Source organism: Nocardia sp. NPDC056100, assembly GCF_042266325.1.
In the GTDB taxonomy this organism is placed as follows: domain Bacteria; phylum Actinomycetota; class Actinomycetes; order Mycobacteriales; family Mycobacteriaceae; genus Nocardia.
On sequence record NZ_JBHJVY010000002.1, the window covers coordinates 341,536 to 364,684 of the forward strand.

At 65.2% G+C, this 23,149-nt stretch carries 26 protein-coding genes; 17 read left to right on the forward strand and 9 right to left on the reverse strand.

Features of this window, described 5'->3' with window-relative positions:
- From ACFC0O_RS13140 to ACFC0O_RS13155, 4 genes are read left to right on the forward strand one after another with little or no spacing between them, the layout of a single operon-like run.
- On the forward strand, window positions 1-900 hold the full coding sequence (locus tag ACFC0O_RS13140; protein WP_375957004.1) for an ABC transporter permease: 900 nt from the start codon (window positions 1-3) through the stop codon (window positions 898-900).
- Window positions 897-2,579: a dipeptide ABC transporter ATP-binding protein gene (locus ACFC0O_RS13145; protein WP_375957007.1), complete on the forward strand. Its 1,683-nt coding sequence runs from the start codon at window positions 897-899 to the stop codon at window positions 2,577-2,579. The genes ACFC0O_RS13140 and ACFC0O_RS13145 overlap by 4 nt, the downstream gene beginning before the upstream one ends.
- Window positions 2,576-3,313: a DUF1684 domain-containing protein gene (locus ACFC0O_RS13150; protein ID WP_375957009.1), complete on the forward strand. Its 738-nt coding sequence runs from the start codon at window positions 2,576-2,578 to the stop codon at window positions 3,311-3,313. Before ACFC0O_RS13145 ends, ACFC0O_RS13150 begins: the two co-directional genes overlap by 4 nt.
- Window positions 3,310-4,335: a ketopantoate reductase family protein gene (locus ACFC0O_RS13155; protein ID WP_375957012.1), complete on the forward strand. Its 1,026-nt coding sequence runs from the start codon at window positions 3,310-3,312 to the stop codon at window positions 4,333-4,335. Before ACFC0O_RS13150 ends, ACFC0O_RS13155 begins: the two co-directional genes overlap by 4 nt.
- A gap of 138 nt (window positions 4,336-4,473) precedes the next feature.
- On the opposite strand, the gene ACFC0O_RS13160 is transcribed toward ACFC0O_RS13155, so the two are convergent.
- Window positions 4,474-5,061: a glyoxalase gene (locus tag ACFC0O_RS13160; RefSeq protein WP_375957014.1), complete on the reverse strand. Its 588-nt coding sequence runs from the start codon at window positions 5,059-5,061 to the stop codon at window positions 4,474-4,476.
- Between the two features lie 52 nt (window positions 5,062-5,113).
- Between ACFC0O_RS13160 and ACFC0O_RS13165 the strand changes: the two genes are divergently transcribed.
- Both ACFC0O_RS13165 and ACFC0O_RS13170 read left to right on the forward strand, forming a co-directional pair.
- Window positions 5,114-5,677: a PadR family transcriptional regulator gene (locus ACFC0O_RS13165; RefSeq protein ID WP_375957017.1), complete on the forward strand. Its 564-nt coding sequence runs from the start codon at window positions 5,114-5,116 to the stop codon at window positions 5,675-5,677.
- A 166-nt stretch (window positions 5,678-5,843) separates the two neighbouring features.
- The gene (locus tag ACFC0O_RS13170) at window positions 5,844-6,536 is read left to right on the forward strand and encodes a sigma-70 family RNA polymerase sigma factor (protein ID WP_375957019.1); all 693 of its coding nucleotides are present in this window, start codon (window positions 5,844-5,846) and stop codon (window positions 6,534-6,536) included.
- A gap of 61 nt (window positions 6,537-6,597) precedes the next feature.
- Here the strand turns inward: ACFC0O_RS13170 and ACFC0O_RS13175 are convergent, their stop codons facing one another.
- The 4 genes from ACFC0O_RS13175 to ACFC0O_RS13190 form a co-directional block, all read right to left on the reverse strand.
- Complete coding sequence (locus ACFC0O_RS13175; RefSeq protein ID WP_375957022.1) at window positions 6,598-7,347, reverse strand: histidine phosphatase family protein; 750 nt, start codon at window positions 7,345-7,347, stop codon at window positions 6,598-6,600.
- A gap of 182 nt (window positions 7,348-7,529) precedes the next feature.
- Entirely contained in the window at window positions 7,530-8,849 is a 1,320-nt protein-coding gene (locus tag ACFC0O_RS13180; RefSeq protein WP_375957025.1) for a hypothetical protein, read from the reverse strand.
- Between the two features lie 294 nt (window positions 8,850-9,143).
- Entirely contained in the window at window positions 9,144-9,785 is a 642-nt protein-coding gene (locus ACFC0O_RS13185; protein WP_375957027.1) for a DUF3558 family protein, read from the reverse strand.
- Between the two features lie 45 nt (window positions 9,786-9,830).
- Window positions 9,831-10,040: a hypothetical protein gene (locus ACFC0O_RS13190; protein ID WP_375957030.1), complete on the reverse strand. Its 210-nt coding sequence runs from the start codon at window positions 10,038-10,040 to the stop codon at window positions 9,831-9,833.
- 117 nt (window positions 10,041-10,157) lie between these two features.
- On the opposite strand from ACFC0O_RS13190, the gene ACFC0O_RS13195 reads away from it, so the two are divergent.
- Entirely contained in the window at window positions 10,158-11,045 is an 888-nt protein-coding gene (locus ACFC0O_RS13195) for a LysR family transcriptional regulator (protein ID WP_375957033.1), read from the forward strand.
- Between the two features lie 28 nt (window positions 11,046-11,073).
- Here the strand turns inward: ACFC0O_RS13195 and ACFC0O_RS13200 are convergent, their stop codons facing one another.
- Window positions 11,074-11,559 carry a GNAT family N-acetyltransferase gene (locus ACFC0O_RS13200; protein ID WP_375957035.1) on the reverse strand — a complete coding sequence of 162 codons (486 nt, stop codon included), beginning with the start codon at window positions 11,557-11,559 and terminating at the stop codon, window positions 11,074-11,076.
- 377 nt (window positions 11,560-11,936) lie between these two features.
- On the opposite strand from ACFC0O_RS13200, the gene ACFC0O_RS13205 reads away from it, so the two are divergent.
- The 8 genes from ACFC0O_RS13205 (at window position 11,937) to ACFC0O_RS13240 (ending at window position 19,646) form a co-directional block, all read left to right on the forward strand.
- On the forward strand, window positions 11,937-12,482 hold the full coding sequence (locus ACFC0O_RS13205) for an MSMEG_0572/Sll0783 family nitrogen starvation response protein (RefSeq protein ID WP_375957038.1): 546 nt from the start codon (window positions 11,937-11,939) through the stop codon (window positions 12,480-12,482).
- Between the two features lie 7 nt (window positions 12,483-12,489).
- Window positions 12,490-13,548, forward strand: coding sequence for an MSMEG_0568 family radical SAM protein (locus ACFC0O_RS13210; RefSeq protein ID WP_375957041.1), 1,059 nt, complete (start codon window positions 12,490-12,492; stop codon window positions 13,546-13,548).
- Window positions 13,549-13,825: 277 nt separating this feature from the next.
- A complete protein-coding gene (locus ACFC0O_RS13215) occupies window positions 13,826-15,166 on the forward strand; it encodes an MSMEG_0567/sll0787 family protein (protein ID WP_375957044.1) in 1,341 nt (446 codons plus the stop codon).
- Window positions 15,163-16,086, forward strand: a complete 924-nt coding sequence (locus ACFC0O_RS13220) for a carbon-nitrogen hydrolase family protein (protein ID WP_375957047.1) — start codon at window positions 15,163-15,165, stop codon at window positions 16,084-16,086. Before ACFC0O_RS13215 ends, ACFC0O_RS13220 begins: the two co-directional genes overlap by 4 nt.
- Window positions 16,079-16,405, forward strand: a complete 327-nt coding sequence (locus tag ACFC0O_RS13225; protein ID WP_375957050.1) for an MSMEG_0570 family nitrogen starvation response protein — start codon at window positions 16,079-16,081, stop codon at window positions 16,403-16,405. Before ACFC0O_RS13220 ends, ACFC0O_RS13225 begins: the two co-directional genes overlap by 8 nt.
- Complete coding sequence (locus ACFC0O_RS13230) at window positions 16,402-17,658, forward strand: MSMEG_0569 family flavin-dependent oxidoreductase (RefSeq protein WP_375957053.1); 1,257 nt, start codon at window positions 16,402-16,404, stop codon at window positions 17,656-17,658. The genes ACFC0O_RS13225 and ACFC0O_RS13230 overlap by 4 nt, the downstream gene beginning before the upstream one ends.
- 3 nt (window positions 17,659-17,661) lie before the next feature.
- Window positions 17,662-18,513: a carbon-nitrogen hydrolase family protein gene (locus tag ACFC0O_RS13235; protein WP_375957056.1), complete on the forward strand. Its 852-nt coding sequence runs from the start codon at window positions 17,662-17,664 to the stop codon at window positions 18,511-18,513.
- Complete coding sequence (locus ACFC0O_RS13240) at window positions 18,513-19,646, forward strand: MSMEG_0565 family glycosyltransferase (protein WP_375957059.1); 1,134 nt, start codon at window positions 18,513-18,515, stop codon at window positions 19,644-19,646. Before ACFC0O_RS13235 ends, ACFC0O_RS13240 begins: the two co-directional genes overlap by 1 nt.
- 53 nt (window positions 19,647-19,699) lie before the next feature.
- Here ACFC0O_RS13240 and ACFC0O_RS13245 read toward each other — a convergent pair whose 3' ends face one another.
- The 3 genes from ACFC0O_RS13245 to ACFC0O_RS13255 are packed head-to-tail and all read right to left on the reverse strand — an operon-like array spanning window position 19,700 to window position 20,743.
- Entirely contained in the window at window positions 19,700-20,134 is a 435-nt protein-coding gene (locus ACFC0O_RS13245; protein ID WP_375957061.1) for an NUDIX domain-containing protein, read from the reverse strand.
- 59 nt (window positions 20,135-20,193) lie between these two features.
- Window positions 20,194-20,454 (reverse strand): hypothetical protein, encoded by a 261-nt coding sequence (locus ACFC0O_RS13250; protein WP_375957064.1) that lies wholly within the window; start codon window positions 20,452-20,454, stop codon window positions 20,194-20,196.
- Between the two features lie 49 nt (window positions 20,455-20,503).
- Window positions 20,504-20,743, reverse strand: a complete 240-nt coding sequence (locus ACFC0O_RS13255) for a hypothetical protein (protein WP_375957067.1) — start codon at window positions 20,741-20,743, stop codon at window positions 20,504-20,506.
- A 290-nt stretch (window positions 20,744-21,033) separates the two neighbouring features.
- On the opposite strand from ACFC0O_RS13255, the gene ACFC0O_RS13260 reads away from it, so the two are divergent.
- Together ACFC0O_RS13260 and ACFC0O_RS13265 are read left to right on the forward strand one after the other, a co-directional pair.
- A complete protein-coding gene (locus ACFC0O_RS13260; protein ID WP_375957069.1) occupies window positions 21,034-22,197 on the forward strand; it encodes a helix-turn-helix domain-containing protein in 1,164 nt (387 codons plus the stop codon).
- Between the two features lie 22 nt (window positions 22,198-22,219).
- Entirely contained in the window at window positions 22,220-23,149 is a 930-nt protein-coding gene (locus ACFC0O_RS13265; protein WP_375957071.1) for an inositol monophosphatase family protein, read from the forward strand.

A 23,149-nucleotide genomic window follows, 5' to 3' on the forward strand; every position in this document is an offset into this window, starting at 1 on the left:
ATGGTGCAGACGCTGACCAATCCCGAGGCCGTCGCACCGGTCGACGACAGCCCCGAACTGCACACGGGTCCGCGCCGCACCCGGACAGGTGCGCGGCTGGTGCGACTGACTCGCCGACCCGGCTTCGTGCTGGCGAGTCTGCTGGTCGTGTTCGTTATCGTCGCGGCCTTCGCGCCCGCGCTGTTCACCGATTACGCGCCGTATGCCACCGCACCCGCCGAGCGCTTGCGCCCGCCCAGCGGCACCCATCTATTCGGCACCGACGATGTCGGGCGCGATCTGTGGACCCGTACTCTCTACGGTGCGGATCTCACCGTGAAGGCCGCCCTCATCGCCATCGCCATCGGGCTCGGCGCGGGCCTGGTGCTGGGCGTGCTGTCCGGATTCCTGGGCGGTGTGCTGGACGCGCTGATCATGCGGGTGGTCGATGTGCAACTGGCGATTCCGGGTCTGCTGCTGGCCCTGTCGATCGTCACCGCACTCGGGTTCGGCACCATCCCCGTCGCCATCGCGGTCGGAGTCGGTACCGTTCCCGGCTTCGCGCGCACCACGCGCGCCGAGGTGCTGCGGGTCAAAACGCTGCCCTATGTGGAGGCCGCGCGCTCCGGCGGCGGATCGTGGCCGCGCGTGCTGATCCGGCACGTACTGCCCAATTCGTGGGGTCCGGTGCTGGCGCTGGCGGTGCTGGATTTCGGGACCGCGATCATCGCGGTGGCGGCCTTGAGTTTCCTCGGTTTCGGGGCTGCACCGCCGCGCGCCGAATGGGGGTCGCTGGTGTCGAGCGGACGCAATTTCCTGGTGACCGCGCCCTGGGTGTCGCTGCTGCCGGGCGCGATGGTCGCGCTGACGGTGCTGGCGCTCAACCACATCGCGCATACGCTGCGGGAGGTACGTCGATGACGGCGTCAACGGCCATCGCGCGCACCGGCTCGCCGATCGTCGAAATCACCGGTCTCTCAGCGGGTTACCTGACCGGTGGCACCGTGGTGACGGCCGTGCATGACGTTTCGCTGGCGGTGCGACCCGGCGAAATCGTGGCGCTGGTCGGCGAATCCGGCTCCGGCAAGTCCACCACCGCGCACGCGGTGATCGGGTTGCTGTCCGACAACGCGCGGATCACCGGCGGCTCGATTCGAGTCGGGGGTGTCGAGATCGTCGGAGCCCGCGAGAAGACGGTCCGATCCCTGCGCGGATCGACCGTCGGCCTGATCCCACAGGACCCGATGGTCGGGTTGAACCCGACCCAGCAGATCGGAACCCAGGTCGCGGAGGCCGTGCGGCTGCGCGGCATACGTGGTCCCGCAGTGCATGCCGAAGTGCTCGAGGTGCTGCGCACCGCTGGGCTCGACGCCGCCGACCAGCACGTGCACCGCTATCCGCACGAGCTGTCCGGCGGACAACGCCAGCGGGTGCTGATCGCGATCGCCCTGGCCGGGCGGCCCGAGCTGATCATCGCCGACGAACCCACCAGCGCACTGGATGTGACCGTGCAGGCCCGCATTCTCGATCACCTCGAGACGCTGGTGCGTGAGAGCGGTATCGCTCTGCTCATCATCACCCACGACCTCGCCGTGGCGGCCGACCGCGCCGATCGGGTGATCGTGATGCGGCAGGGCCGAATCGTCGAATCCGGAACGCCCGCAGAGATTCTCGTCGCCCCCGCGGATACCTACACCCGGCGGCTGATCGCGGCCGCACCGGCACTCGCGAACGACGGCGCACTGGAACCGCGCTTCCGGGAGACCGGTCAGGACCGGTCCGACCATGCGGCCATTCTCGAAATAGAGGCTGTGACAAAGGAATTCCGGGGGCGGAAGGGCCGGGCGGTGGTCGCGCTGAACGATGTATCAGTGCGGGTCGCCGCCGGTCGCACCCACGCGGTGGTCGGCGAATCCGGATCCGGAAAGTCCACGCTGCTGCGCATCGCGATGGGCCTCGATACCCCGAGCGCCGGAACGGTGCGCTTCGATGGCACCGAGACGTCCGGACTCTCCTGGCGGCGGCAACGCCCGCTGCGCCGCCGGTTCCAACTGGTGCATCAGAACCCCTATGCCGCACTGGATCCGCGATTCACGGTGCGCGAGAGCATTATCGAACCCCTGGTGTCGTTCCGGCTCGGCAGCCGCGCCGAACGCCACGCCCGCGCCGGTGAACTCCTGGACGCGGTGGCACTGCCTCGCACCGCCCTGGAGCGCCTGCCCGAGGAACTCTCCGGGGGACAACGTCAGCGGGTCGCCATCGCCCGGGCCCTCTCATTGCAGCCGGATCTGGTGCTGCTGGACGAACCGGTGTCAGCACTGGACGTATCGGTCCAGGAGCAGATCCTCGATCTGCTGCTGGACCTGCAACAGCGATTCGGCCTGGCCTACCTGTTCGTATCCCACGACCTCGCCGTGGTGGCCAAGATCGCGCACACGGTATCGGTGCTCGACAGCGGCACGGTTGTCGAATCCGGTTCGATCGCAGACGTTTTCGGGAATCCGCAAGATTCCCGTACCGAGCGGCTCATCGCCGCGATTCCCGGACGCCGAGCGCGGTCCAGCCGGGAACCATCCACCCTCGAAAGGCATTCTCGATGACAACGGCAACCAATACCTGGGTGTCCGACTGGCAGCGCTGGCACGCCGAGCGCGAAACGCTCTCCACCGACGCGCACGGCTTGGCCGCCGCGACCGGAACCCATTGGCTCAGCGATATCCCGCTGCGCATCGACGGCGTTCCCGGCGAGTGGGTCGCGGCGGACGGGCGGGCCGTCGGCGATGGCTCGGGCTTTCATCTCGAACTCACACCAGGTGATCGGGCGCCCAGCGGAGATCTGCTGCTGCAACCGCTGATTCGCGCCGGTGAGATCGCCCTGCGGGTATTCGACCCGAACGCGTCGACACGCACGGGTCTGGCAGGGATCGACGCATTCACCCCGGATCAGGCGTGGGTGTTCGACGGTGTCGCCGAAACCGGCTCCACGCCATTGCTACTCGACCACATCGACGGCTTCGTCAGCACCAATACCGGTGTGCGCGTGCGTATCACCGTCGACGGCAGGGAGCTTGTGCTGTCGGGCGCGGGTGCCCCGAACGGAGATATTCAGCTCACCTTCGCCGATACCACCAACGGCAGCCAGACCCAGCGCTTCCGATTTCTCACCATCCCCGCCCCGGACAGTCAGGGCCGTGTTGTCGTGGACTTCAATCGCGCCTACCTGCCGCCGTGCACCTTCTCCGACCACTATCTGTGCCCGCTGCCGCCGCCGGAGAACAGCCTCGATTTCCCGGTGCGCGCCGGTGAGACCTTCCTGCGCCGGGCGGACCGATGACCCGATATGTCATCGTCGGTGCGGGCGCGGTCGGAGTCTCCCTGGCCGTCGAACTCGGAGATCGCGGCCACGACGTACTACTGGTGGCTCGCGGCGCGACACTGAAATATCTTGCGGCACAACCGCTGTCGTACCACTCGCATGCCGGGCACCGGGAGATCCGGCTCCCGGCCGTGGCGCTGGACGCCGATCTGGGACTTCGGACCGGTGACATCGTCGTGCTGGCCGTAAAATCCCAGGACCTGCCGACGGTCGCACCCGCCCTCGCATGGCGCGACGTGACCGATGAACAGGGCACGGTCCGGGGGATCGCCGCGAATCTGGTCCCGGTGGTCACCGTGCAGAACGGCTTGGACGCCGAACGCACCACGGCCCGCTGGTTCGACACCGTGCTGGGCGCGGTCTTTCTCATCTCCGCCCAGCACACCCGCACCGGTGAGGTCCGCGTCGGTGGACACCCCTACGTAGGCGGTGCCCTCGCCGGTATCGCCAGCACGCTCACACCCGAATTCGCCGAGCAGGCCCTGAAAACCTTCACCACGGACCTGCACGACGCGAACTTCCTCATCAAGCAGGTCACCGACATCCACTCCTACAAGGCCGCGAAAATAGTTCACAGCGTGCGAAACGGGGTCGAAGTCCTGGCCGGTGACAGGAAAACGAAAGACGCTGTCGGCCAAGCCCTCTCGGCAGAGGCCCGATTCGTCCTCACCGCCGCTGGATTCGACCCTGCGGACACCGCCGCCTTGATCCTCGATCCGGCCCAGGGTCACTTCAGTGAGCGATCCGGCGTAACCGCCGGACGGCAATCCACCTGGCAGAGCTTCGCCCGCGGCACCCCCACCAACGAAGTCGACTACCTCAACGGCGAAATCTCCCTCCTCGCCCGTCTGCACGGCATCCCCGCCCCACTCAACACTCGCCTGCAACAGCTGCTGGGCCGAGCCACCCACGCGGGTGGCGGACTCGACCTGCCGGGCATCGACACTCTCGCCGAACTCCTTGCTGTCGAACAGGATTAGTCACGTCTCAGTGCTTCTCAGGCAGGGACGACTTGGCGGCTCCGCCCGATGAAACCGCCCCGCCGTCCCGGTTCGGTGGGTGTGCAGCAGTTGGCCGTATACGGATCCTGGGCAGGCGCTCCAGCTTCCGACGCGGCGCTAGGTCGACTCCGGTGCCAACTCCGCGCGCACCTGATGCGCGCGCTGTAGGTCCTCGGGTGCGGCGGACGGGCCGTACCTGCGCAGGCCGACGTCCAGAACCTTCAGTGCCATCGTGTCGTCGTTCTTGAAATCGCGCAGGATGCGTACGTTGTCGAGCACTCGTGCGAGGCCCTCGAGCTCCTTCGAGCCGCCGTATTCCAACTCGAGCGGCTCATCTCGCTGGATCACCAGCACATGGTTGCTCTCGGGGTCCACGACGGTGAATCGGGATTGTCCTGGTTTGAAGCGGGTGATTCGCGGTGCGCCCTTGGCTGGGACGCGCCCGAATCGCACCCGTAGCGCGGCGCTGAATTCTTGGTGACACGCGGCGACATCGTCGACAAAGACCAGGCAGCTGAGCTCCGCGTCGACGCCCTCGGGTCGTCCGGTGAAGTGCAACTGGTATCCGTTGCGCGCGACCGCGCCGTACACATACGGGCGGCTCTGCTCGTATGTGACCTCGAAATCGAGTGCGCGGTAGAAGTCGAGTAGTTCGGACAGGTGAGCCTTCCGGCTCCACAACATCGGCACCGCGGCTTCGGGCATCATCGGCTCCACTCGGTAATCAAATTTGACTAGTGCAGGTTACCATCGTTCGATGTCCACGATTCGTCTACTCGTCCTCGGGGTGACCCGGCTGCAACAGCCCACATACGGCTATGCGGTCCGCCGCGAACTACTGACCTGGCGAGCGGACACCTGGACGAATGTGAAGCCGGGTTCGATCTACCACGCGCTCAAACAGCTCACCCACGAGGGCAAATTGCGTGCGATCGGGACCGAAAGCAGTAGTACCGGCCCGGGCCGGACCTTGTTCGAACTGACCGAAGCCGGTGAGGCCGAATACCGAACACTGCTGGACGACGCGCTGGTCAGTGTCGACATGGAGGAACTCGGCGCCGGTATCGCGCTGATGGACACCTTGCCGCGCGATCACGTCATCAACCTGCTGCGGCAGCAGCGTCAGCGCAGCACGCAGGTTCGAGATGAACTGGTCGCGATGAAAGCCGACTATCCACGGCGAGGCGAGGCACCGCACTCAGCCGACCTGCTCGAACTGTGGGCCGGTACCTTCGACCATCTCGCCCGCTGGACGGACGGCATCGTGGAACGGCTCGACAATGGCGAGTACCAGATGGCCGACGACAGCCCAGCGGTGTGAAAAGCGGTAGTGACCGACGCTGGGTTCGGGACGGGCGATCAGCAGCCGAAGAACTCGCTTTGCGACCAAACCGGGCATCCTGCGGTGTCGAAGTCGCTTGTAGACACGACCGAGAGCACCGAGGGTTGCCGCGCTGAAAGGGCGGTGGCGGCCTACTGAAGCCCCTGTGGCCTGCCGCTGGGGAGGAACGCAGGTGATCGTGACATATGAAACCAGTCCCAGTGCCCTACAACTGCTTGATCCCCCCGATGCCGTGGCGTCGATCAATGACGAGTTTTCCGCCGACCCGCCGTCCTCCGCCGACCTTGCCGAGATGTGTGTTGAGTTGTTGGCCGGAATCGCCGCGCGGGACCGTGACGCGTTCACCCGGTTCTACCGACTGACCAGTCATCGAGTGTTCGGGGTCGCGCTGCGGATGCTGCGCAACCGCGCGGCCGCAGAGGAAGTTACGCAGGAGGTGTACCTGCAAGTCTGGTCATCACCGGCGCGGTATGACTCGCGGCTCGCCTCTCCGATCGGGTGGCTGATCGTGCTGACCCGCAGGCGTGCGATCGACCGAATACGAAGCGACCGTGCGGCTTTCGAACGCGATGTGCGCTATGGCGAGATGGCGCGAGGTATCGACCGCGACTTCGTCTTCGAAACCGTTCAGCAGCATGACGAGCGCCGCACGGTGGTGCGCGGCCTCGGCCTTCTTACCGAATTACAGCGTGAGAGTATCGAATTGGCGTATTTCGGCGGGCTCACCTACAGCGAGCTGGCGGACCGGCTCGATATTCCGCTCGCCACCGTGAAAAGCCGGATCCGCGATGGATTGAACCGCCTTCGATCCGCTTTCGCCATGGGGACCCTGAGCTGAGATACGGGTGCACCCCGGCGCCATCGACAGTGCGATGACATCCGGGGCGCGAAAGAATCGATCAGCCCAGGTCGGGGTTGCCGACCCATTCGACGATCGTCCAGCCCTTCTGCGGGCTGCCCTTGAGGACCACGCGGCCGCCGTTGCGCATCGGATCGGTGCCGAGCTTGCTCTTATCGGCGTTGCTGGCATTCATCATGGACCAGAACATGATGGTGCCGCCGTGCGAGAAGATCACCGGGTTGGCGCAGTTGCGGCGCTGTACATCGAGCAGGGCCTGATCGAAGCGGTCGTCGAACTCCTTGCCGTCGATGGAGCCCGGGATCCGTGCGCTGGTGTCGCCGGAGATCCACTTGATCGGCGCCTGGAGGTATCCGGCCATGGCCTGAGCCTCCGGGGTGCCCTCGTACTGGCCCGCCTCGATCTCGCGGAAGCCGGGCTGCACGTTGACGCTCAGGTGCTTCTTGGCGACGGTCGGTGCCGCGGTCTGCTCGGTGCGCACCATGTTGGACGCGAAGGCGCAGTCGAACTTCTTGTCGTTCAGCAGGGTGGCCAGGTTGTCCGCCTGGGTCCGGCCGCGCGGGGACAGGTCGGGTCCGGGCACCTTGGTGTCGATCAGGCCCGAGGTGTTGCCGAGGGATTCGGCGTGGCGCACCAGGGTGATGGTCATTTCGTTGGCGCCGCCGCTGCCGGAGCTACTGCCGGAGCTGCCGAAGTCGGGGCCGGCGGTTGCGATGCCGGTGGTGGCGGTGGCGGCCGCGACCGCGGTCGCCATCACCGCGAGGGACAATCGAAGAGATCGGATGCGCATGGGTGGGAAGGCCTTTCATCGTGGCGGAAGCCACTTCAGTTCTGCCGAAAACCGGACATTTGGGGTGTCGCGTCTCACAGAAGCAGCTCTTGCCCGAATCAAATACCGGAGATCCCATTCATCGGGATCCTTCGCAATCCGGCCCATGCGCGGTCGCTACCGTCGGTAGCAGAGGCATCTGCTCACCAGCGGGCGTAATCGGTGTCCACCCTGGATACCTTGATGGTTCCGTAGGTCGTCGTCCCATCGGCGTGCCGTTGTTTCACCGACACCTCGCCGCCGTCGGTCAGATCGATCCAGCGGTTTTCGCTTCCCGCCGTGAAGGATTGGTTCTGATAGATGCCCGACTCGGCGAAGACGTAGCCGTACCGAGGAGTGTTGTCGAACGCGCCATTGCAGACCTGAATGCCGCTCTGGGGGAAAGTGATCGATCCGTCGTGACTGCCCGGCCCCTGCACCCGCGCGGCGTTCACCAGCTCGGTCGCGACCCCGTTCGCCTCGACCTTGTCAGCGGTGACGGTTGACTCGCTGCCGGAGTTGTTCGAGACCAGTATGCCGTTCGCTCCGAAGGCGAGTGCGCCAGTGGATGCCCAAGGCCCGGTGACCTTTTGGGTGGTCACCAGGTTCGCTCCGACCTTGGCGGCCGCGACCTCGCCATCGGACCCGACCGGATCGGTGACCCGCACCCCGGCCGGGGTGAACTCGAGTCTCCCCGTTCCCGAGAGCCCATGGACTCGGGCGGCTCGGATCCCTTTGTCGAAGGTGGGTTCGACCACTTGGACGGTGGTGGACAGGAAGTATTGCCGCGTGGTGGCGGGATCGGTGGCGATCAGGGTGTAGGTGGCGTCGCGTTTCGGGCCGGTCTTGGGGTCGGGCCGCCATTCGCCCGTGGCGGTGACCGAGACCAGGGTGCTGTCCGGCAATCCGATCGTGTAGGCGAGATCATCGGGTCCATCCCAGCGCAACACGATCGCGTCGCCATCGTCCACCAGGGCCTGATCGGGACGGAAGTTGCTGGGCGCCACGAACTTCGGTGCGGTCTTCACCAGCGGAACCGCGGTCACGCTGTTGCTCGGTTTCGCGGTCTGCGTTTTGCCGGCGGACTCGTGCACGCTCAGCACGGCAAGCCCGGCGGATTCGGCGACCGGGACATCCTCCAATTTCAGCACCAGGTAGTCACCGGGAGCGAAACGGACCTTGCCACCGGAAGATTTCGTGACCTGGAAAGACCCTGCGGCGGACTGGATTTGGACATCGAGCGACTGCACGCCCGTCTGCAGCCCGTGGAATTCGGCGCTGGCCGTGACGAGGCTGATATCCGGTGTCAGATGTTCGGCGCCATTGCCGATGGGCACCTTCACCTCGTTCTTGGTCCAATGTGTCGCGGTGCCGCTGGAATTGGTGACCATCAGATACACCGTCCCGAAGGACGTGGGCTGCCCCGCCTTCGACGCTTCCAAGGCCGCGGGGTCGGTGAGCACGGTGTAGGTCAACAGAGTCATGAGATCGCATCCTTGCGCCGGAGGGTCGGCGCGGGGGAGAACCCGCGCGCGATCGAGAGCCCACGCGCAACGACGCGGCGGGGCCGGACGGGGACAAGCGGCGACGCCGTTGTCATACGAAATCGCTTGGGCCCCAACAGAGCACCCTTCGATTCTGACCCATCCGACCCTGCGCGCACTGCGATTCGGCAAGACGATCACCAGCCACATCGCGATGAAATGTGCTGGGGTACGCGAGCTTTCCCGCAACTCACCTGACCGAGCGACTTCGGCTGCGGAGTCGACGCCGATCGATCAAGGGAGATTCTTGGTCAGCGCGGCGCTGACCTTCTGGACCGCGTGGCAGGGGTCGCGCGGATCGCTGGGAGCGCCGAGATACCGCAGGGTGAGCACGGCGGTCCCGAACGCCGCCACGGAGGCGGTAATGCAGCCGATCTTGTTGCTGTCCTGTACCGAGCGGAACAGCGCGAAGTCGTGACCGTAGTACGACGAGCGCCGCAGATCGGTGTAGGTCCCCGGTGCCAGCACGGTGTCCAGCGAATCCGCCGAGGCCACCGCGACGAGATCGAAGCTACCGTCGGCGGCGATCCACTTGCACGCCGGGTATTTCGACGTGCTGACCCGCTGCTTACCGGTGGAGCTCAAACCGGCTGCGCTGAGCTCGGACTCGGAGAACACACACGGATCCCAGTCCGAACCCGCGGGCGTGGCCGGTGCCGTGGCGACCGGACTGGTGGTGGTCGTGGGATCGTCCCGGGTGGGCGGCGTCGCAGTCGGCTCGCCGCCGGTCCCGGCCGTCGTCGGGGCGAGCGTCGTGACTGTCGCCGCCGTAGTGCCGGAGGTCGGCTGGGTGTTCACGGTCGTGGTCCCACACCCCGCGAGTAGTGCCGCGGCGGCCAATACCGCAGTCGCCGACCCGGCGCTCCTGCTGATCATTCTCGAAATCCCTTATCGTCGAGCGTATTCCGTTGACTTCCGCGCTCAGAACGAGCAGTCGGTGGCACGACCCGCCCAGCCACCCTTCAGGAATCGGATGATGGCGCAGAACGCGTCCTCGGACGAACCGGCCACCTGCGTGGCGACCGGCCCCGACGCCACGCCTGCAGTCGTTGAAACAGGCTGTGCCGCTGCGGAACCCGCCGAGCCGATGAGACCGGCGGTGAGGGCGGAGATGACGATGAGCTGCTTCATCGGTAATCCTCTTCTGACGACAATGTGACATCTCATCGTGATTTCGCTGGTCAGAACGATCAAGCGGTCTTTTCGAATGGAACGATAAGGTCGGCTTAACAGTAGAAGGGATGGGGTGTGGAGCTCCGCGACATCGAGATCTTCCTGACCCTTGCCGAGGAGCTGCATTTCGGGCGCACCGCCGAACGATTGCACCTGACCTCACCGCGAGTCAGTCAGTCGATCAAAGCCCAGGAACGCGCGATCGGCACCGCGCTGTTCACGCGAACGAGCCGGGTGGTGCGCTTGACCCGCGCGGGCGAGCAGCTGCGCGACGGCCTGCGGCCGGTCTACCGGAACCTCAACGAGGTGCTGGCGGAGGCGAAGCGGGCCGCCCGCGAGGAACACGCGGTGCTGCGCGTGGGCGTGATCGCCTCGAACGCCCACGATCTGCGGCCGTACTTCGACATGTTCACCACCCGGCATCAGTACTGGCGGCTCGATGTGCGGCACAACCCGTTCGTGGACGCCTTCGGTCCACTGCGCCGGGGCGAGATCGACGTGCTGATCTCCTGGCTCCCAGTGGAGGAGCCCGATCTCACCGTCGGACCGGTTGTCTTCACCGAGGACCGCGTACTCGCGGTCGCGGCCGATCACGCACTGGCCCTGCGGGATTCGGTCTCATTGGAGGTGCTGGGCGATTTCAGCGTGGCCACCGGTCCCGATCAACCCGGCTACTGGCAGGACGCCTTTCACCCGTTCGCCACACCGCGCGGACGCCGGGTCGAGCGTGATGGCCAGGTCACCAATATGGATGAGCTGTCGACCCTGATCGGCCTCGGCCGCTCGGTGAACCTGCTCGGCGAGCACGCGTCCCGCTTCCACGCCCGCCCCGACCTGGCGTACGTCCCGGTCTCGGATGCCCCGCGCTTGCAGTGGGCGATGATCTGGGCCGCGGGCGGTGACACCGAGCCGGTCCGCGCGCTGGCGCGGGTCGTCACCGACCTGGGCACCCGTGCGCTTTGAGCACGATAGGGACAGCAATGGCGAGCGATCAGATCTGCTGCGCCATCAACAGGTCGTCCACGAACTTCTCCTCGAGGTAGTACTCGTTCCGGAGTGTGCCTTCGAGTGTGAAACCTGTTCTGGCGTAGAGGCGTTGGGCGGCGAGGTTGGTGGATAGCACACGCAGGGTCAGGCGGGTGGCGTGCTGACGGCGGGACTCGGTGATCGCCGCAGTGATCAGTGCGGTGGCAATCCCTCGGTGCCGGGCGGTGTCGTCGACCGCGAGGCCCTGGATTTGGCGGACGTGGGCGCAGCTGTCGACCGGGATCGGTTGTACCAGGCGCAGGTAGGCGACAGCACGGTCATCGAGTTCGGCGATGAGGTAGTCCTCGGGGCGGCTGGCTTCATGGAAGAACGGTTCGCCAGCGGGTGGCTGGGGCGTGATCTCGGTGGCCGGGGACCAGGTTCGCCGCACGAGCTCAGATAGTGCGGGCTCGTCGTCGGTGATGGCCGTGCGGATCCTCACGTCGCTCATGGGCTCCAGTCTTCCCTGATCGGTGCGCGACTGCGGATCCGACGGTTTCCGGTGTGTTACGGCAGGCGGTTTTAGTCGATGGCGGGAGTTAACACAGTCGAGGAAAACGCGAGGACAGCGATTACCCCGCACCAGGTCGATGCGACGTGCCTGCGCATTCACAGATCGCGAGATGACGCTAAACAGACTGCTACACAACGTGTTTGGTAATTCGTGGCAAATGCGTCTCAGTGAGTTTCTGGACATCGGCAAATGTTCCGGATGTAACCATTGCGAAATCGACCGGACGTCAACTGGTTTCACCGATGAAAGTGCCCACACCGAACCGCGCCGGTTCGCCTCGCTCATCGGTCCACGCGAATTCCAGGGAGAACCTCATGTCCGAACTGACCCAGTCCACGGTCGATATCGACAAGGCGATCGAGGAGAACATCGCCGCGTCGCTGGCGGAGATTCCACATCCGGCATTGCCGAAGGGCACCAATATCTACGGTGCCACCAAGATCTTTCCCGACTATCGGGCCGAGGTCGGGGAAACCTATTTCACGCTGGTACACGGCATCGCGCACGAGTCCTCGGTCAGCTTCGTGGCGATCCTGCAAGCCACTCGCGCGCTGCGCAAGGGCTTCGAGTCCGCCATCTACTTCTACGGACCCGGCGCTATCAATGCCATTGCCACACGCGGATTTCCGACCACCGGCGACAGCGGATTCCCGGGCGAGCAGAACATCAACGACGCGCTCTCGACCTTCATCAAGGAGGGCGGCAAGGTGTTCGCGTGCCGGTTCGGGCTCGCGCTGCACGGTGCGCGCGAAGAGGACCTGATCGAGGGTGTCATTCCCGCGCATCCGCTCGATGTGCAGGACGCGCTGATCCACTACGCCCGCAAGGGCGCCATCATCAACTCGACCTACCAGCTGTAGGCCTGCCATGACCGAGGTATCCACTCGAGTAGACCTGGCGCTGCTCGGAATTCGCGTCGATGTGCCGGTGCAGCGCCGATCCGGTGCCGGTCCCAGCGATGACGGTCATGTCCTGATCGGGGGTGCCGGCGCTGCCATCCCCATCCGGCGCGCGAGTCCGTACAGCGTGCGCGGGAACCGGCTCCTGTTCGAAGGCACCGATCTGGGGGTGACGGTCGAGCCGGTGCAACGGCCCCGCTTCTACGATCTGGTGACCGCGGATGGGATTTCGTACGAGAAGATCGCCAAACTGCACGGGGCCGATGTGCTTGCCACCACGGTGGTGCAGACATGCATCCGCTACGGCGAGGACCAGCGGTGCCGCTTCTGTGCCATCGAAGCCTCGCTCGAGGCGGGGTCCACGATCGCGGTGAAACGGCCCGAACAGCTCGCCGAGGTCGCTGCGGCCGCGGTGCGGTTGGACGGGGTACGGCAGATGGTGATGACCACCGGCACTTCTGCCGGAAAAGACAGGGGCGCACGGCATTTGGCGCGCTGCGTCCGAGCGGTCAAACAAGCCGTACCGGACCTGCCGATCCAGGTGCAGTGCGAGCCCCCGGGCGATCTGTCGACGCTGAGCGAGTTGCGCGCGGCCGGAGCCGATTCGATCGGCATTCATGTGGAGTCACTCGACGATCGGGTGCGCGCACGATGGATGCCGGGCAAATCGACTGTGCCGCTGAACGAATACCGCGCGGCCTGGACCGAGGCGGTGCGCGTGTTCGGCCGCAACCAGGTCTCGACCTATCTGCTCGCGGGACTGGGCGAGGACCCGGACGAATTGGTGTCCGGGGCGCGCGAACTCATCGCGATGGGCGTGTATCCGTTCATCGTTCCGTTCCGTCCGCTGGCGGGCACGCTCGCGGTCGATGTCGATCACGCGAGCGCACCGGAACCCGAGTATCTCGAATTGGTGACTCGCCGCGTCGCGCATGACTTGCAGCAGGCCGGAATGCTCGGTGCCGCACAGAAAGCCGGATGCGCGGCGTGCGGAGCGTGCTCGGTCCTGCAGAGCTCCGGGGGATGAGATGGCTACTCAACAAAGGGTGGTGACATCTCGTGCGCGGCTGGATGCGCCATCAGAGTTGGTGCGCCAGGACCTGCGACCCCAGGCGTCCTCCGGGGAGCCGTCAAGCCCCGGAATCGGATCGTGGCTATCGGGTGAAGCATCGAATTCCGGCTTCGGGTTATCGAGCGGGGCATTGAATCCCAGTGCCGGATCACGGCTGTCTCGCAGGCCGCACAACCAGGACATCGGGTCGTGCGTGCTCTCCGGAACCCCCACTGGTCGCGACAGCGACTTCATGATTCGCGAGGCCGAGCTGATCGAACTGCGGGCCTACCGGCGACTGCGCCGCGAGAACTTCGTCCTCGATCAGGGGTTGTTCGTAGGCAGCGATATCGATGACCTCGACGATGACCCGCGTACCCGGGTGCTCGTCGCGACCGCCTCCGACGGCACGGTGCTCGGGGGTGTGCGGCTGGCCCCGGCCACACCGACGGATATCGGCTGGTGGACCGGCAGTCGCCTGGTGGTCGACCACGCGCTGCGCACACACCGGCTTGGCAAGGCTCTGGTCCGTGCGGCGTGCGCGTATGCCGAGAACAACAACGTGCTGCGCTTCGACGCCACCGTGCAGGCCCGCCATGACGCGCTATTCACCGATCTGGGCTGGACGGCGATTGGACCGAGCAGCCTGGGTGGTGTGCCACATGTGAGCATGCGATGGCCGATCGAACGCATCCAGCGATTGGCCGACGCCACCAAATCCATGCTGGGTCCGGCGCTCGCGGCATTGGATGTTCTGCCGATGTCCTTGGGTGGGAGCGGTTTTCGCGGCGACGATGCCGCACCGGTACCCGGCGGGGATCTGCTCGCGGCGTGCGATGCCATCGTGCCGTCGATGGTCGAACGCGATCCGGAATGGGCGGGCTGGTGCGCGGTCCTGGTCAATCTCAATGATCTGGCCGCGATGGGTGCCGAACCTGTCGCGATGCTCGACGCGGTAGCCGCCCCCACGCGCTCGCTCCTGACCCGGATTCTGCGGGGTCTGGGTAAGGCGAGCGCGGTATGGCAGGTGCCGGTCCTGGGTGGTCACACCCAGGTCGGGGTTCCGGCCGCGCTGTCGGTGACCGCATTGGGCCGCACCGATCGCCCGGTCACCAGTGGGGGCGGCCGCGCAGGCGACCAGCTCGCGCTCACCACCGATCTCGACGGCGGCTGGCGCACCGGATATCACGGGCGGCAATGGGATTCGTCGTCGCATCGATCGGGCGACGACCTGCGCGCCTTGGGCCGCGTCGTCGCCGAGTCCCGCCCGCGCGCCGCCAAGGACGTCAGCATGGCCGGGATCGCGGGCACCGCGGGCATGCTCGCCGAATCCAGCGGCGTCGGCGTCGAGATCGACCTGGCACGCCTGCCCAAACCCGAGAACGCGGCAATGGCTGACTGGCTCACCTGCTTTCCCGGTTTCGCCATGCTGACCGCCGACCGCCCCGGCACTCCCGTCAGCTCTGCGTCGAGCCCGGCGACCTCGGCGATCTGCGGCGAATTGACCACCACCCCCGGCGTCCGGCTGCGCTGGCCGGACGGCATCACGACCACCGCGGTGACGGGATCCGTTACCGGATTGGGGATCTCATGAACGACCTGACCATCTCCGTGGCGGCCGCCGAGTTCGGCCGCGATATGGAGACCTGCTACCGCACCATCGGCACGCTCATCGACACCGCTCGCTCGCGGGGAAGCCGATTGCTGGTGCTTCCCGAGGCATGCCTGGGCGGCTACCTGCCGAGCCTGGGTGGCGGTGAGGAGAGCGAGGAAGCCCGAGCCCGCCGATTGCGCAGTCTGCCACCGGCTCTCACCCTCGACGGACCCGAGCTGCGCACCGTCGCGGCCATGGCCGGGGACCTGGTGGTGACCCTCGGATTCTGCGAAGCCGACGGCGAGGACCGCTACAACGCCGCGGTCACCCTCAGCGGCGACGGAATCCTGGGCTCATACCGCAAGGTTCATCAGCCGCTCGGTGAAAACCTCTGCTACCAAGCGGGATTCGAGTATCGAGCGTTCGATACTCCGGTCGGCCGGATGGGCATGCAGATCTGCTACGACAAAGCCTTCCCCGAGGCCGCCCGGGCACTGGCCCTGGACGGCGCGCAGATCATCACCTCACTCTCGGCCTGGCCGACCGCACGCACCGGTGCCGCCGAGCGGCTCGAAGACGACCGCTGGACACAACGTTTCGACATCTTCGACCGTGCCCGCGCGGTGGAGAACCAGGTGGTGTGGGTCGCCTCCAACCAGGCCGGAACCTTCGGATCGCTGCGCTTCGTGTGCAGCGCCAAGATCGTCGGCCCCGGCGGTGACGTGCTCGCCACCACCGGTACCAACGCCGGACTGGCCACCGCCACAGTGGATCTCGATCATGTTCTGGCGCTTGCCCGCGACGGCGGCATGTACAACCTGCGTGATCGTCGCCCCGAGCTGTATCACAGCGTGACCCAGCGTTATGGCGTTGTCGGACAACCGGATCGGCCCACGGGTTTGGTGGTCGAACATGCCTGAGATGCATTTCCAGGTCCGCTGGCCCGACGGCGCGGTGCAGCACTGCTACTCACCCTCGCTGGTCATCCACGACCATCTCACGGTCGGCATCGACTACCCGATCGAGGAATTCCTCACCCACGTCCGGACCGCACTCACCCTCGCCTCCGAGCGGGTGCGCGCCAAGTACGGATTCGCGTGCACCTCGGCGGCACACACCCTCGAAACGATCGAAACCGCTGCTGCACAGGCACTCTCGTCCACAGAGTCAGGCACCGTGCGAGTGCTGTCGATGACTCCACCGTCGGTGGCCGCCGTGACATCGAAAGGCCGGTCATGACAACCTATTCCACCGAACATCACGATGTGATCGTGATCGGCGGCGGCCAAGCGGGCCTGTCGATCAGCTGGCACCTCACGCGAAACGGTATCGACCATGTCGTACTCGAACGCGACACCATCGCCCACGAATGGTCCGACACCCGCTGGGACAACTTCACTCTCGTCACCCCGAACTGGCAGTGCGTCCTACCCGGCTACCGATACGACGGCCCCGACCCGCACGGGTTCATGGCCCGCGATGAGGTCTACGCCTGGCTGCAGGGCTATGTGCGGACGTTCGACCCACCCGTGCGCGAAGGCGTGCAGGTGAACGATCTGACGGTCGCGCCCGCAGGCGGATTCGCACTCGGCACCAGCGCCGGGCCGATGCACGCCGATCAGGTGGTAGTCGCCGTCGGCGGCTACCACGTCCCCACCATCCCGCGCTTCGCCGAGAAGCTCCCGGCCTCGATCACCCAACTGCATTCTGCGCAGTACCGCAACGCCGATGACCTACCCGAGGGCGCGGTACTGGTCGTGGGCACCGGGCAATCGGGTGCCCAGATCGCCGAGGACCTGCATTTGGCAGGGCGGCAGGTGCATCTGGCGGTCGGCAATGCTCCCCGTGTCGCGCGCTTCTATCGCGGCCGCGATTGCGTGGCCTGGCTGCACGATATGGGCCACTACGACATCCCGATTCAGGATCAGCCCGGCGGATTGGGCAAGCGGGAGAACACCAACCACTACGTCACCGGCCGTGGCGGCGGTCGCGATATCGATCTGCGCGCATTCGCCCGCCAAGGGATGGGCCTCTACGGACGTCTGATCGATATCACCAGCGGCACAGCATATTTCGACTTGTCGCTGGCGAAATCCCTCGATCACGCCGACGCCGTAGCCGAGAGCATCAAAGATTCCATCGACGCCTACATCGCCCGCGAACACCTCACCGCACCGGTCGAGGAGCGCTACACCCCGGTGTGGCGGCCCGAATCCGAGCCGACCGAACTCGATCTCGCCGCGCACGGCATCACCTCGGTGCTGTGGTCGGTCGGATTCCGCACGGACTACCGATGGCTGCGCGCGGGAGTCTTCGACGGCGAAGGACACCCCTGCCACAACCGCGGTGTCACAACCACATCCGGGCTCTACTTCCTGGGCCTGCCGTGGCTGCACACGTGGGGTTCGGGCCGCTTCGCCGCGATCGCCCGCGACGCGGAGTACCTGGCCGACCGCATCACCGTCGCCGCTCACACCTCAGCGGTGGCCTAGGCGATGCCCGTCACGCGAATCGCCGCGGTCGCAGCGCATTTCGGCGCCGATATCGGCCGGGCGCTGGAGAAGATCGCCGGGATCATCGAGCGCCTGGCCGCCGACGGCGTCCAGCTGCTGGTGCTGCCCGATGCGAGTCTGGGCGGCTACATCGGCGATCTGCGCAACCCCGACCCGGCCACCGGTCCCGAAGCGATCGACGGCGACGGCCCCGAAATCCGGCTACTGAGCCGCTTGGCCGGAGACATGGTTCTCTGCGTCGGCTACGCCGAACACGCGGATGGTCTGCGCTACAACTCGGCGGTCTGCCTCAGCGGTGATGGCGTGCTGGGCCGCCACCGCAAGGTGCATCAACCGGCGGGCGAGCACCTCGCTTACGCTGCGGGACAAGGCTTCTCTGCCTTCGACACCCCACTCGGCCGCATGGGCATGCTCATCGACTACGACAAAACCTTCCCCGAATCCGCCCGCGAACTCGCCCTCGATGGCGCCCACACCATCGCGGCCCTCTCGGCGTGGCCCGCCAGCACCACCGACCGCGCCTCCCGCATGCCCAACGACCGCCAATCACGCCTGTTCGACCTCTACGACCAGGCCCGCGCGGCTGAGAACCAAATCGTGCTCGCCTCCTCCAACCAAACCGGCACCACCGGCAGCCTCCGCTTCCTCGGCCAAGCCAAAATCGTCGGGCCAGGCGGGGACATCCTCGCCAAAACCTGGACCAAAGGCGGCCTCGCGGTCGCCGACATCGATATCGCCGCCGAAGTCCAACGCGCCCGCCGCGTCCTGCACCACCTCACCGAACGCCGCACCGACACCTACGTCAACCTCCTGCAGGACAAAGGATTTCAATGATGCGGATCGCCCTGCTGACCTACTCCACCAAACCGCGTGGCGGCGTCGTACACACCCTCAACCTCGCCGAAGCGCTGGTCCGCGAGGGAGCCGAGGTCACGGTGTGGACCCTGGGCCGAGGCGGCGACCAAGCATTCTTCCGCCCCGTCGACCCGGCAGTGCGCGTGCGCGTTGTCCCCTTCGCCGCTCTCGACGGTGAAAGCGTCGGCGCCAGGATCATGCGCTCGATCGAGGTCCTGCGAACCGCCTTCACCCCAAGCGATTTCGACATCGTGCACGCCCAAGACTGCATCAGCGCCAACGCCGTCGGCCCCTGCATCCGCACCATCCACCACCTCGACCACTTCACCACCCCCGAACTCGCCCGCTGCCACGAAGCCGCCATCACCAACCCCTACGCCCACATCTGCGTCTCGGCCGCCGTCGCCGAAGAAGTCCACACCGGCTGGGGCCTGACCCCCACGGTCATCCCGAACGGCGTCGAATACGACCGCTTCGCCACCGCCGCAAGCAACGACCCCGCCGCTATCGCAGGCCGATCCGCATGGCGCACTCGCCTGGGCCGCTACGTGCTCGCGGTAGGCGGCATCGAACCCCGCAAAGGCAGCCTCGATCTGCTCGAGGCATTCACTCTTGTGCACCGCGATCACCCCGACCTGCGTCTGGTCATCGCAGGCGGAGAAACCCTCTTCGACTACCGCGACTACCGAACTCAATTCGACACCCGTGCAGCCGAACTCGGCATCGACGTCACCGTACTGGGTGCGGTCGAGCACGCCGACCTACCCGCACTGGTCGCGTCCGCACAGGTCCTGCCGTTCTTCTCCACCAAGGAAGGCTTCGGCCTCGCCGCCATGGAGGCCCTGGCAGCAGGCACCCCCGTCGTAGCCCGCAACCTACCCGTCCTGCGCGAAGTCTTCCAGAACGCCGTGCACTATGCCCGATCCCCAGTCGAGATGGCCGCAGGCATCCGAGAAGCGTTGCGCCACAACCCACAACGCGCCGATGCAGGCCGCACCCTCGCCGCGCAATTTCGATGGGACCGCGCCGCCCGCTCACACCTCGACTTCTACGCAGGTGCAGTTGCCGCAGATCGTCGACCGACATCCGTATCCGGCCAAGGCGCCGTGTGATCGATTCATTCGCTCACAGCACCGCTCGCCAAACCGGATCGGACATCGATCGCTCAATCGAACAGTCGGCCGAGTAGCGCGCCCTGCCCCGATTGCAGAACGTGTGCGGCTTCCAGCGGAATCCAGAAGCATTCGAATCGCGTCGGTTCACCTTCGCCACCGTGTTCTTCCCGGCTATTCCACCGCTCCGGAGTGTCCTGTCCGAGCTTGAGTTCGAAGACGTGCCGATGCTGGATCTCGAACCGGTAAGGGCTGATGTCGTAGGTGTATTCCCCGAGCTTGCGCACGATCGTGAATTCGGTGAACCCAGTCTCTTCCCGTGCCTCCCGTAGGACAGCGTCCTCGGGCATCTCCCCATCCTGCACACTTCCGGCAGGTACTTGGATGCCCACTTCCTCCCACGAGTAATCGCTGTGCCGGAAGACGAGCAGCTTCCCGTCACGCACGATGTAGGCCAAAACCTTTTCCTTGGTGACCTTTTCGGGCATTGGGCGAGTGGTCCTTCCTCAGAGGATGGGAGCAGGTTGACCGATTGATATGCGGGTCGTCACTGTGCCTGCGCGACGAGGTAGTCCCGGTAGCGTCGATTGTTCACTGTCACCCGACCGCGTTCAGTAGCTCGCCACGTGGCCGGGTTGTGCACAGTGCTCAGCGCGAGGCCGGTAGCAGTGAGCCGATGCAGAGCCCGGCGGGCCGCTCGGGGCGTAAGTCCGGTTTTCTCACACAGTTGCCGGACCGTCAGTGCCCCGGTGGGTTTCAATGCACTGAGTCTGCCCAGCACGATGGCCTCGCGCTCGGTCAACGCCATCACAATTCCTTTTGGTCCTGGAGGAAGCACAGAGCGGCGTCGGGGCCGTTCAACGGTGGGACTGCCCCCGGTCGTGTGATTGCTCGTCCTCGTGGCTGACTTCGGTGCTTTCAGTGCTGGTGCGTTCGTTGTCGCTGTGCGGATCGGCGTGTGTCGCCCGGAATCGGGCTATCACACTGTCGATTTCGGTTTGGGTGCGCACATTCCCACCGTGTGTTCGTAGCTCGTTGACGATGTCGTCCAAAGTGTCAGGGTCGGCGCGACTGGCGTCGCGCAGGATCGCCTCCACCTCGACATGTTCGTCCTCCGAGCGTGCTCGGCGGGGAAATAGGCGTCGTCCTATGTCATTCACATTCCACCTCCGAATGGGATGTCTTGGCGTGCATACGTTTTCGTGTGAGTGGTTTCGGTGTTCCCTACAGTCGCATTCGTGTCGGTTCGTGACACCTGCGCGTCGGTTCGGGGGTCACCTGATTCTTGGGCAACACTGGCCTGCTGAGTTCCTGTAAACGCTGGTCTTGCCCATCGCAATGGGTAACCTGAGGCTGTGCAGGTTCCAGCTGTAGAGAACTGGGTGCGATGGAAATTCCATCGGGGCAGTCGAATCCGGGCGCGCCGGTGATCCAGCCGACGACTCCGCAGGCACGTGGTCGGGAGATGGCCGCCGTGGGAAAGAAGCTCTGGACGACCCTGGGGTCGGTGACGCGAGCGGCGACGGAGTTGATGGCGCGGTATCCGGATGTGCCGAGTCTGCAGGCATACCGATACGCCGCGGGTCTTTCCCAAGATCAGGCCGCTGAGCGGTACAACGATGTCACCGGTAACCAGACCAGCCTCGGCGGCACCTCGATCAATGCCTGGGAGACGTGGGCTCGAGGCCGTGGCCGCGGTTCGCCGCCGTCGTTGTCGAGCATCTTGATCCTGTGCGCGGCGTACGGACGCGGCCCCTTCGGTGTGGCCGAGGAAGAGATTTCGCCAACCCAGTTGATCGCGGAAGCCTACGAACGCCTTCCGATCGAGGACCAGCTTTCTCTCAAACAGTTCACCCTCAGCTCCCAGCCGGAGTCTCCGGACTGGCGGTCAAGAACAGCCGAATCGTCCAACGAACCGCTTGTGGCCACGCCGGGCTCGCTGCCCGATCAGGTCGGGGAGGAGTTCGTGCTGTCGGTCCCCACCGTCGAACATGGCAACCCCGATATCTGTGTTTTGACCCTGCCCAATCCACGTCCCGGTCACCTGTTGGACCTGACCTGGGAGTCGTTCGGGTATGGCCTGGAACAACTTTCAGTCCAGATCAAGAATGTCGGGCGACGACTTGACGTGGATGTGTGCTTCGGCGTCAATGAGGCCGGCCTTGTCATGGCGACCTTCATGGCTTCCTCGCGGTTCTCGCGCTGCAAGATCGGTTACCTGCGTTGCAACAAGATTCGTGACGGCATCACCTTGGATGGTGCTTCCTTCTTTCCGGATGCTCCAGACACCCCGACGATCGTCATCTGCGATTTCGAGGTCAAACATGCTGACGTTGTCGGCTACCTCGCCCGACAGCTCCGTGTCAGATACCCCAAAGCCGAGCTGTACTTTGCGGTATTCGGCGCAATGACCAAGAGTCGCGGTCTGACGGTGAAAGACTTCGACGATCTGACGGGCGCGAAAATCATGCGCGCCGCCGGTTTCGAGGCCATCTTCATCGCCGCCACTATGAATCCGCCGGGAATCGAACCGCCTATGGAGCTGCGATGACACAGTTGAAAGGTGGCCCGGAATGATCACTCCGGCAACGAACACCGAACTCGCACACCATATTGCCGACTTGGTGCGCCAGATGATCACTGAAATTCGTCCGCGGCTGATAGACGCTGCCTTGACCGGTCGTCGGGCAGAGACCGAGAACTTACGCCACAGCGACAACTTCCTCTCCAGCTACGACCTGTGGATGCATCAAAGGTACAAAGAGCTACTGGCACAGAAGATTCCGTCATTTGTTTACGCCTCCGAGGAAGCCGACCCCGAGATCATCGGCCGGGATTCGGATCCCGACCTGTGTGTGCTGGTCGACCCGCTGGACACCAGCGAGCTCGCCGTACGTGGCCTGTACGGCTACACCCACGTTCTGATCTACTCGCGCGCTCTTGCTCGGCCCGTTGCCGCAGTGGTCGGGGACATTTTTCACCACATCCAGATCTACCTCGCCGCGACGGATGACGCCGGAAACGACCGCGCGCTCATGATGACCGCCGACGGTGCGCGACACGCTCTCGACCGACCATCGCAGGCTGCGCTGTCGGACGCGTTGGTCACCAATTACCTCATGCGACCTGCTCAACGGTTCGAACCATTGGCTCAACAAGGAGAGTTTCTGAGAGCCTTGAGTTCGCCGAACGAGAACGGAAAATCGAACGGGCGCATCGGTGTCGACTTCGGATCGATCGGCCTGTGCCACGTCGCGGCTGGATTCTCCGATGCCATGATCGAGTTCGCCAAAGGGTTCGCGATCTGGGACCTGTCGCCAGGGCATTACATCCTGCATGCCGCAGGAGGGGTTGTTACTGATCTCAACGGCAGAGATCTCCCACTGGACTACGGCTTGAACTCGATGTCCGATATCAACAAGGCCATGAACACGCGTCAGAGATTCATCGCCGCCGGGAACTACACTTTGGCTAACGAAATCCAGTCCACGTTGCAAAGGTGA

Coding starts and splice junctions, on each gene's coding strand:
- ACFC0O_RS13140 (WP_375957004.1), top strand. CDS start 1: ATGGTGCAGACGCTGACCAATCCCGAGGCCGTCGCACCGGTCGACGAC.
- ACFC0O_RS13145 (WP_375957007.1), top strand. CDS start 897: ATGACGGCGTCAACGGCCATCGCGCGCACCGGCTCGCCGATCGTCGAA.
- ACFC0O_RS13150 (WP_375957009.1), top strand. CDS start 2,576: ATGACAACGGCAACCAATACCTGGGTGTCCGACTGGCAGCGCTGGCAC.
- ACFC0O_RS13155 (WP_375957012.1), top strand. CDS start 3,310: ATGACCCGATATGTCATCGTCGGTGCGGGCGCGGTCGGAGTCTCCCTG.
- ACFC0O_RS13160 (WP_375957014.1), bottom strand. CDS start 5,061: ATGCCCGAAGCCGCGGTGCCGATGTTGTGGAGCCGGAAGGCTCACCTG.
- ACFC0O_RS13165 (WP_375957017.1), top strand. CDS start 5,114: ATGTCCACGATTCGTCTACTCGTCCTCGGGGTGACCCGGCTGCAACAG.
- ACFC0O_RS13175 (WP_375957022.1), bottom strand. CDS start 7,347: ATGCGCATCCGATCTCTTCGATTGTCCCTCGCGGTGATGGCGACCGCG.
- ACFC0O_RS13180 (WP_375957025.1), bottom strand. CDS start 8,849: ATGACTCTGTTGACCTACACCGTGCTCACCGACCCCGCGGCCTTGGAA.
- ACFC0O_RS13185 (WP_375957027.1), bottom strand. CDS start 9,785: ATGATCAGCAGGAGCGCCGGGTCGGCGACTGCGGTATTGGCCGCCGCG.
- ACFC0O_RS13190 (WP_375957030.1), bottom strand. CDS start 10,040: ATGAAGCAGCTCATCGTCATCTCCGCCCTCACCGCCGGTCTCATCGGC.
- ACFC0O_RS13200 (WP_375957035.1), bottom strand. CDS start 11,559: ATGAGCGACGTGAGGATCCGCACGGCCATCACCGACGACGAGCCCGCA.
- ACFC0O_RS13205 (WP_375957038.1), top strand. CDS start 11,937: ATGTCCGAACTGACCCAGTCCACGGTCGATATCGACAAGGCGATCGAG.
- ACFC0O_RS13210 (WP_375957041.1), top strand. CDS start 12,490: ATGACCGAGGTATCCACTCGAGTAGACCTGGCGCTGCTCGGAATTCGC.
- ACFC0O_RS13215 (WP_375957044.1), top strand. CDS start 13,826: ATGATTCGCGAGGCCGAGCTGATCGAACTGCGGGCCTACCGGCGACTG.
- ACFC0O_RS13220 (WP_375957047.1), top strand. CDS start 15,163: ATGAACGACCTGACCATCTCCGTGGCGGCCGCCGAGTTCGGCCGCGAT.
- ACFC0O_RS13225 (WP_375957050.1), top strand. CDS start 16,079: ATGCCTGAGATGCATTTCCAGGTCCGCTGGCCCGACGGCGCGGTGCAG.
- ACFC0O_RS13230 (WP_375957053.1), top strand. CDS start 16,402: ATGACAACCTATTCCACCGAACATCACGATGTGATCGTGATCGGCGGC.
- ACFC0O_RS13235 (WP_375957056.1), top strand. CDS start 17,662: ATGCCCGTCACGCGAATCGCCGCGGTCGCAGCGCATTTCGGCGCCGAT.
- ACFC0O_RS13240 (WP_375957059.1), top strand. CDS start 18,513: ATGCGGATCGCCCTGCTGACCTACTCCACCAAACCGCGTGGCGGCGTC.
- ACFC0O_RS13245 (WP_375957061.1), bottom strand. CDS start 20,134: ATGCCCGAAAAGGTCACCAAGGAAAAGGTTTTGGCCTACATCGTGCGT.
- ACFC0O_RS13250 (WP_375957064.1), bottom strand. CDS start 20,454: ATGGCGTTGACCGAGCGCGAGGCCATCGTGCTGGGCAGACTCAGTGCA.
- ACFC0O_RS13260 (WP_375957069.1), top strand. CDS start 21,034: ATGGAAATTCCATCGGGGCAGTCGAATCCGGGCGCGCCGGTGATCCAG.
- ACFC0O_RS13265 (WP_375957071.1), top strand. CDS start 22,220: ATGATCACTCCGGCAACGAACACCGAACTCGCACACCATATTGCCGAC.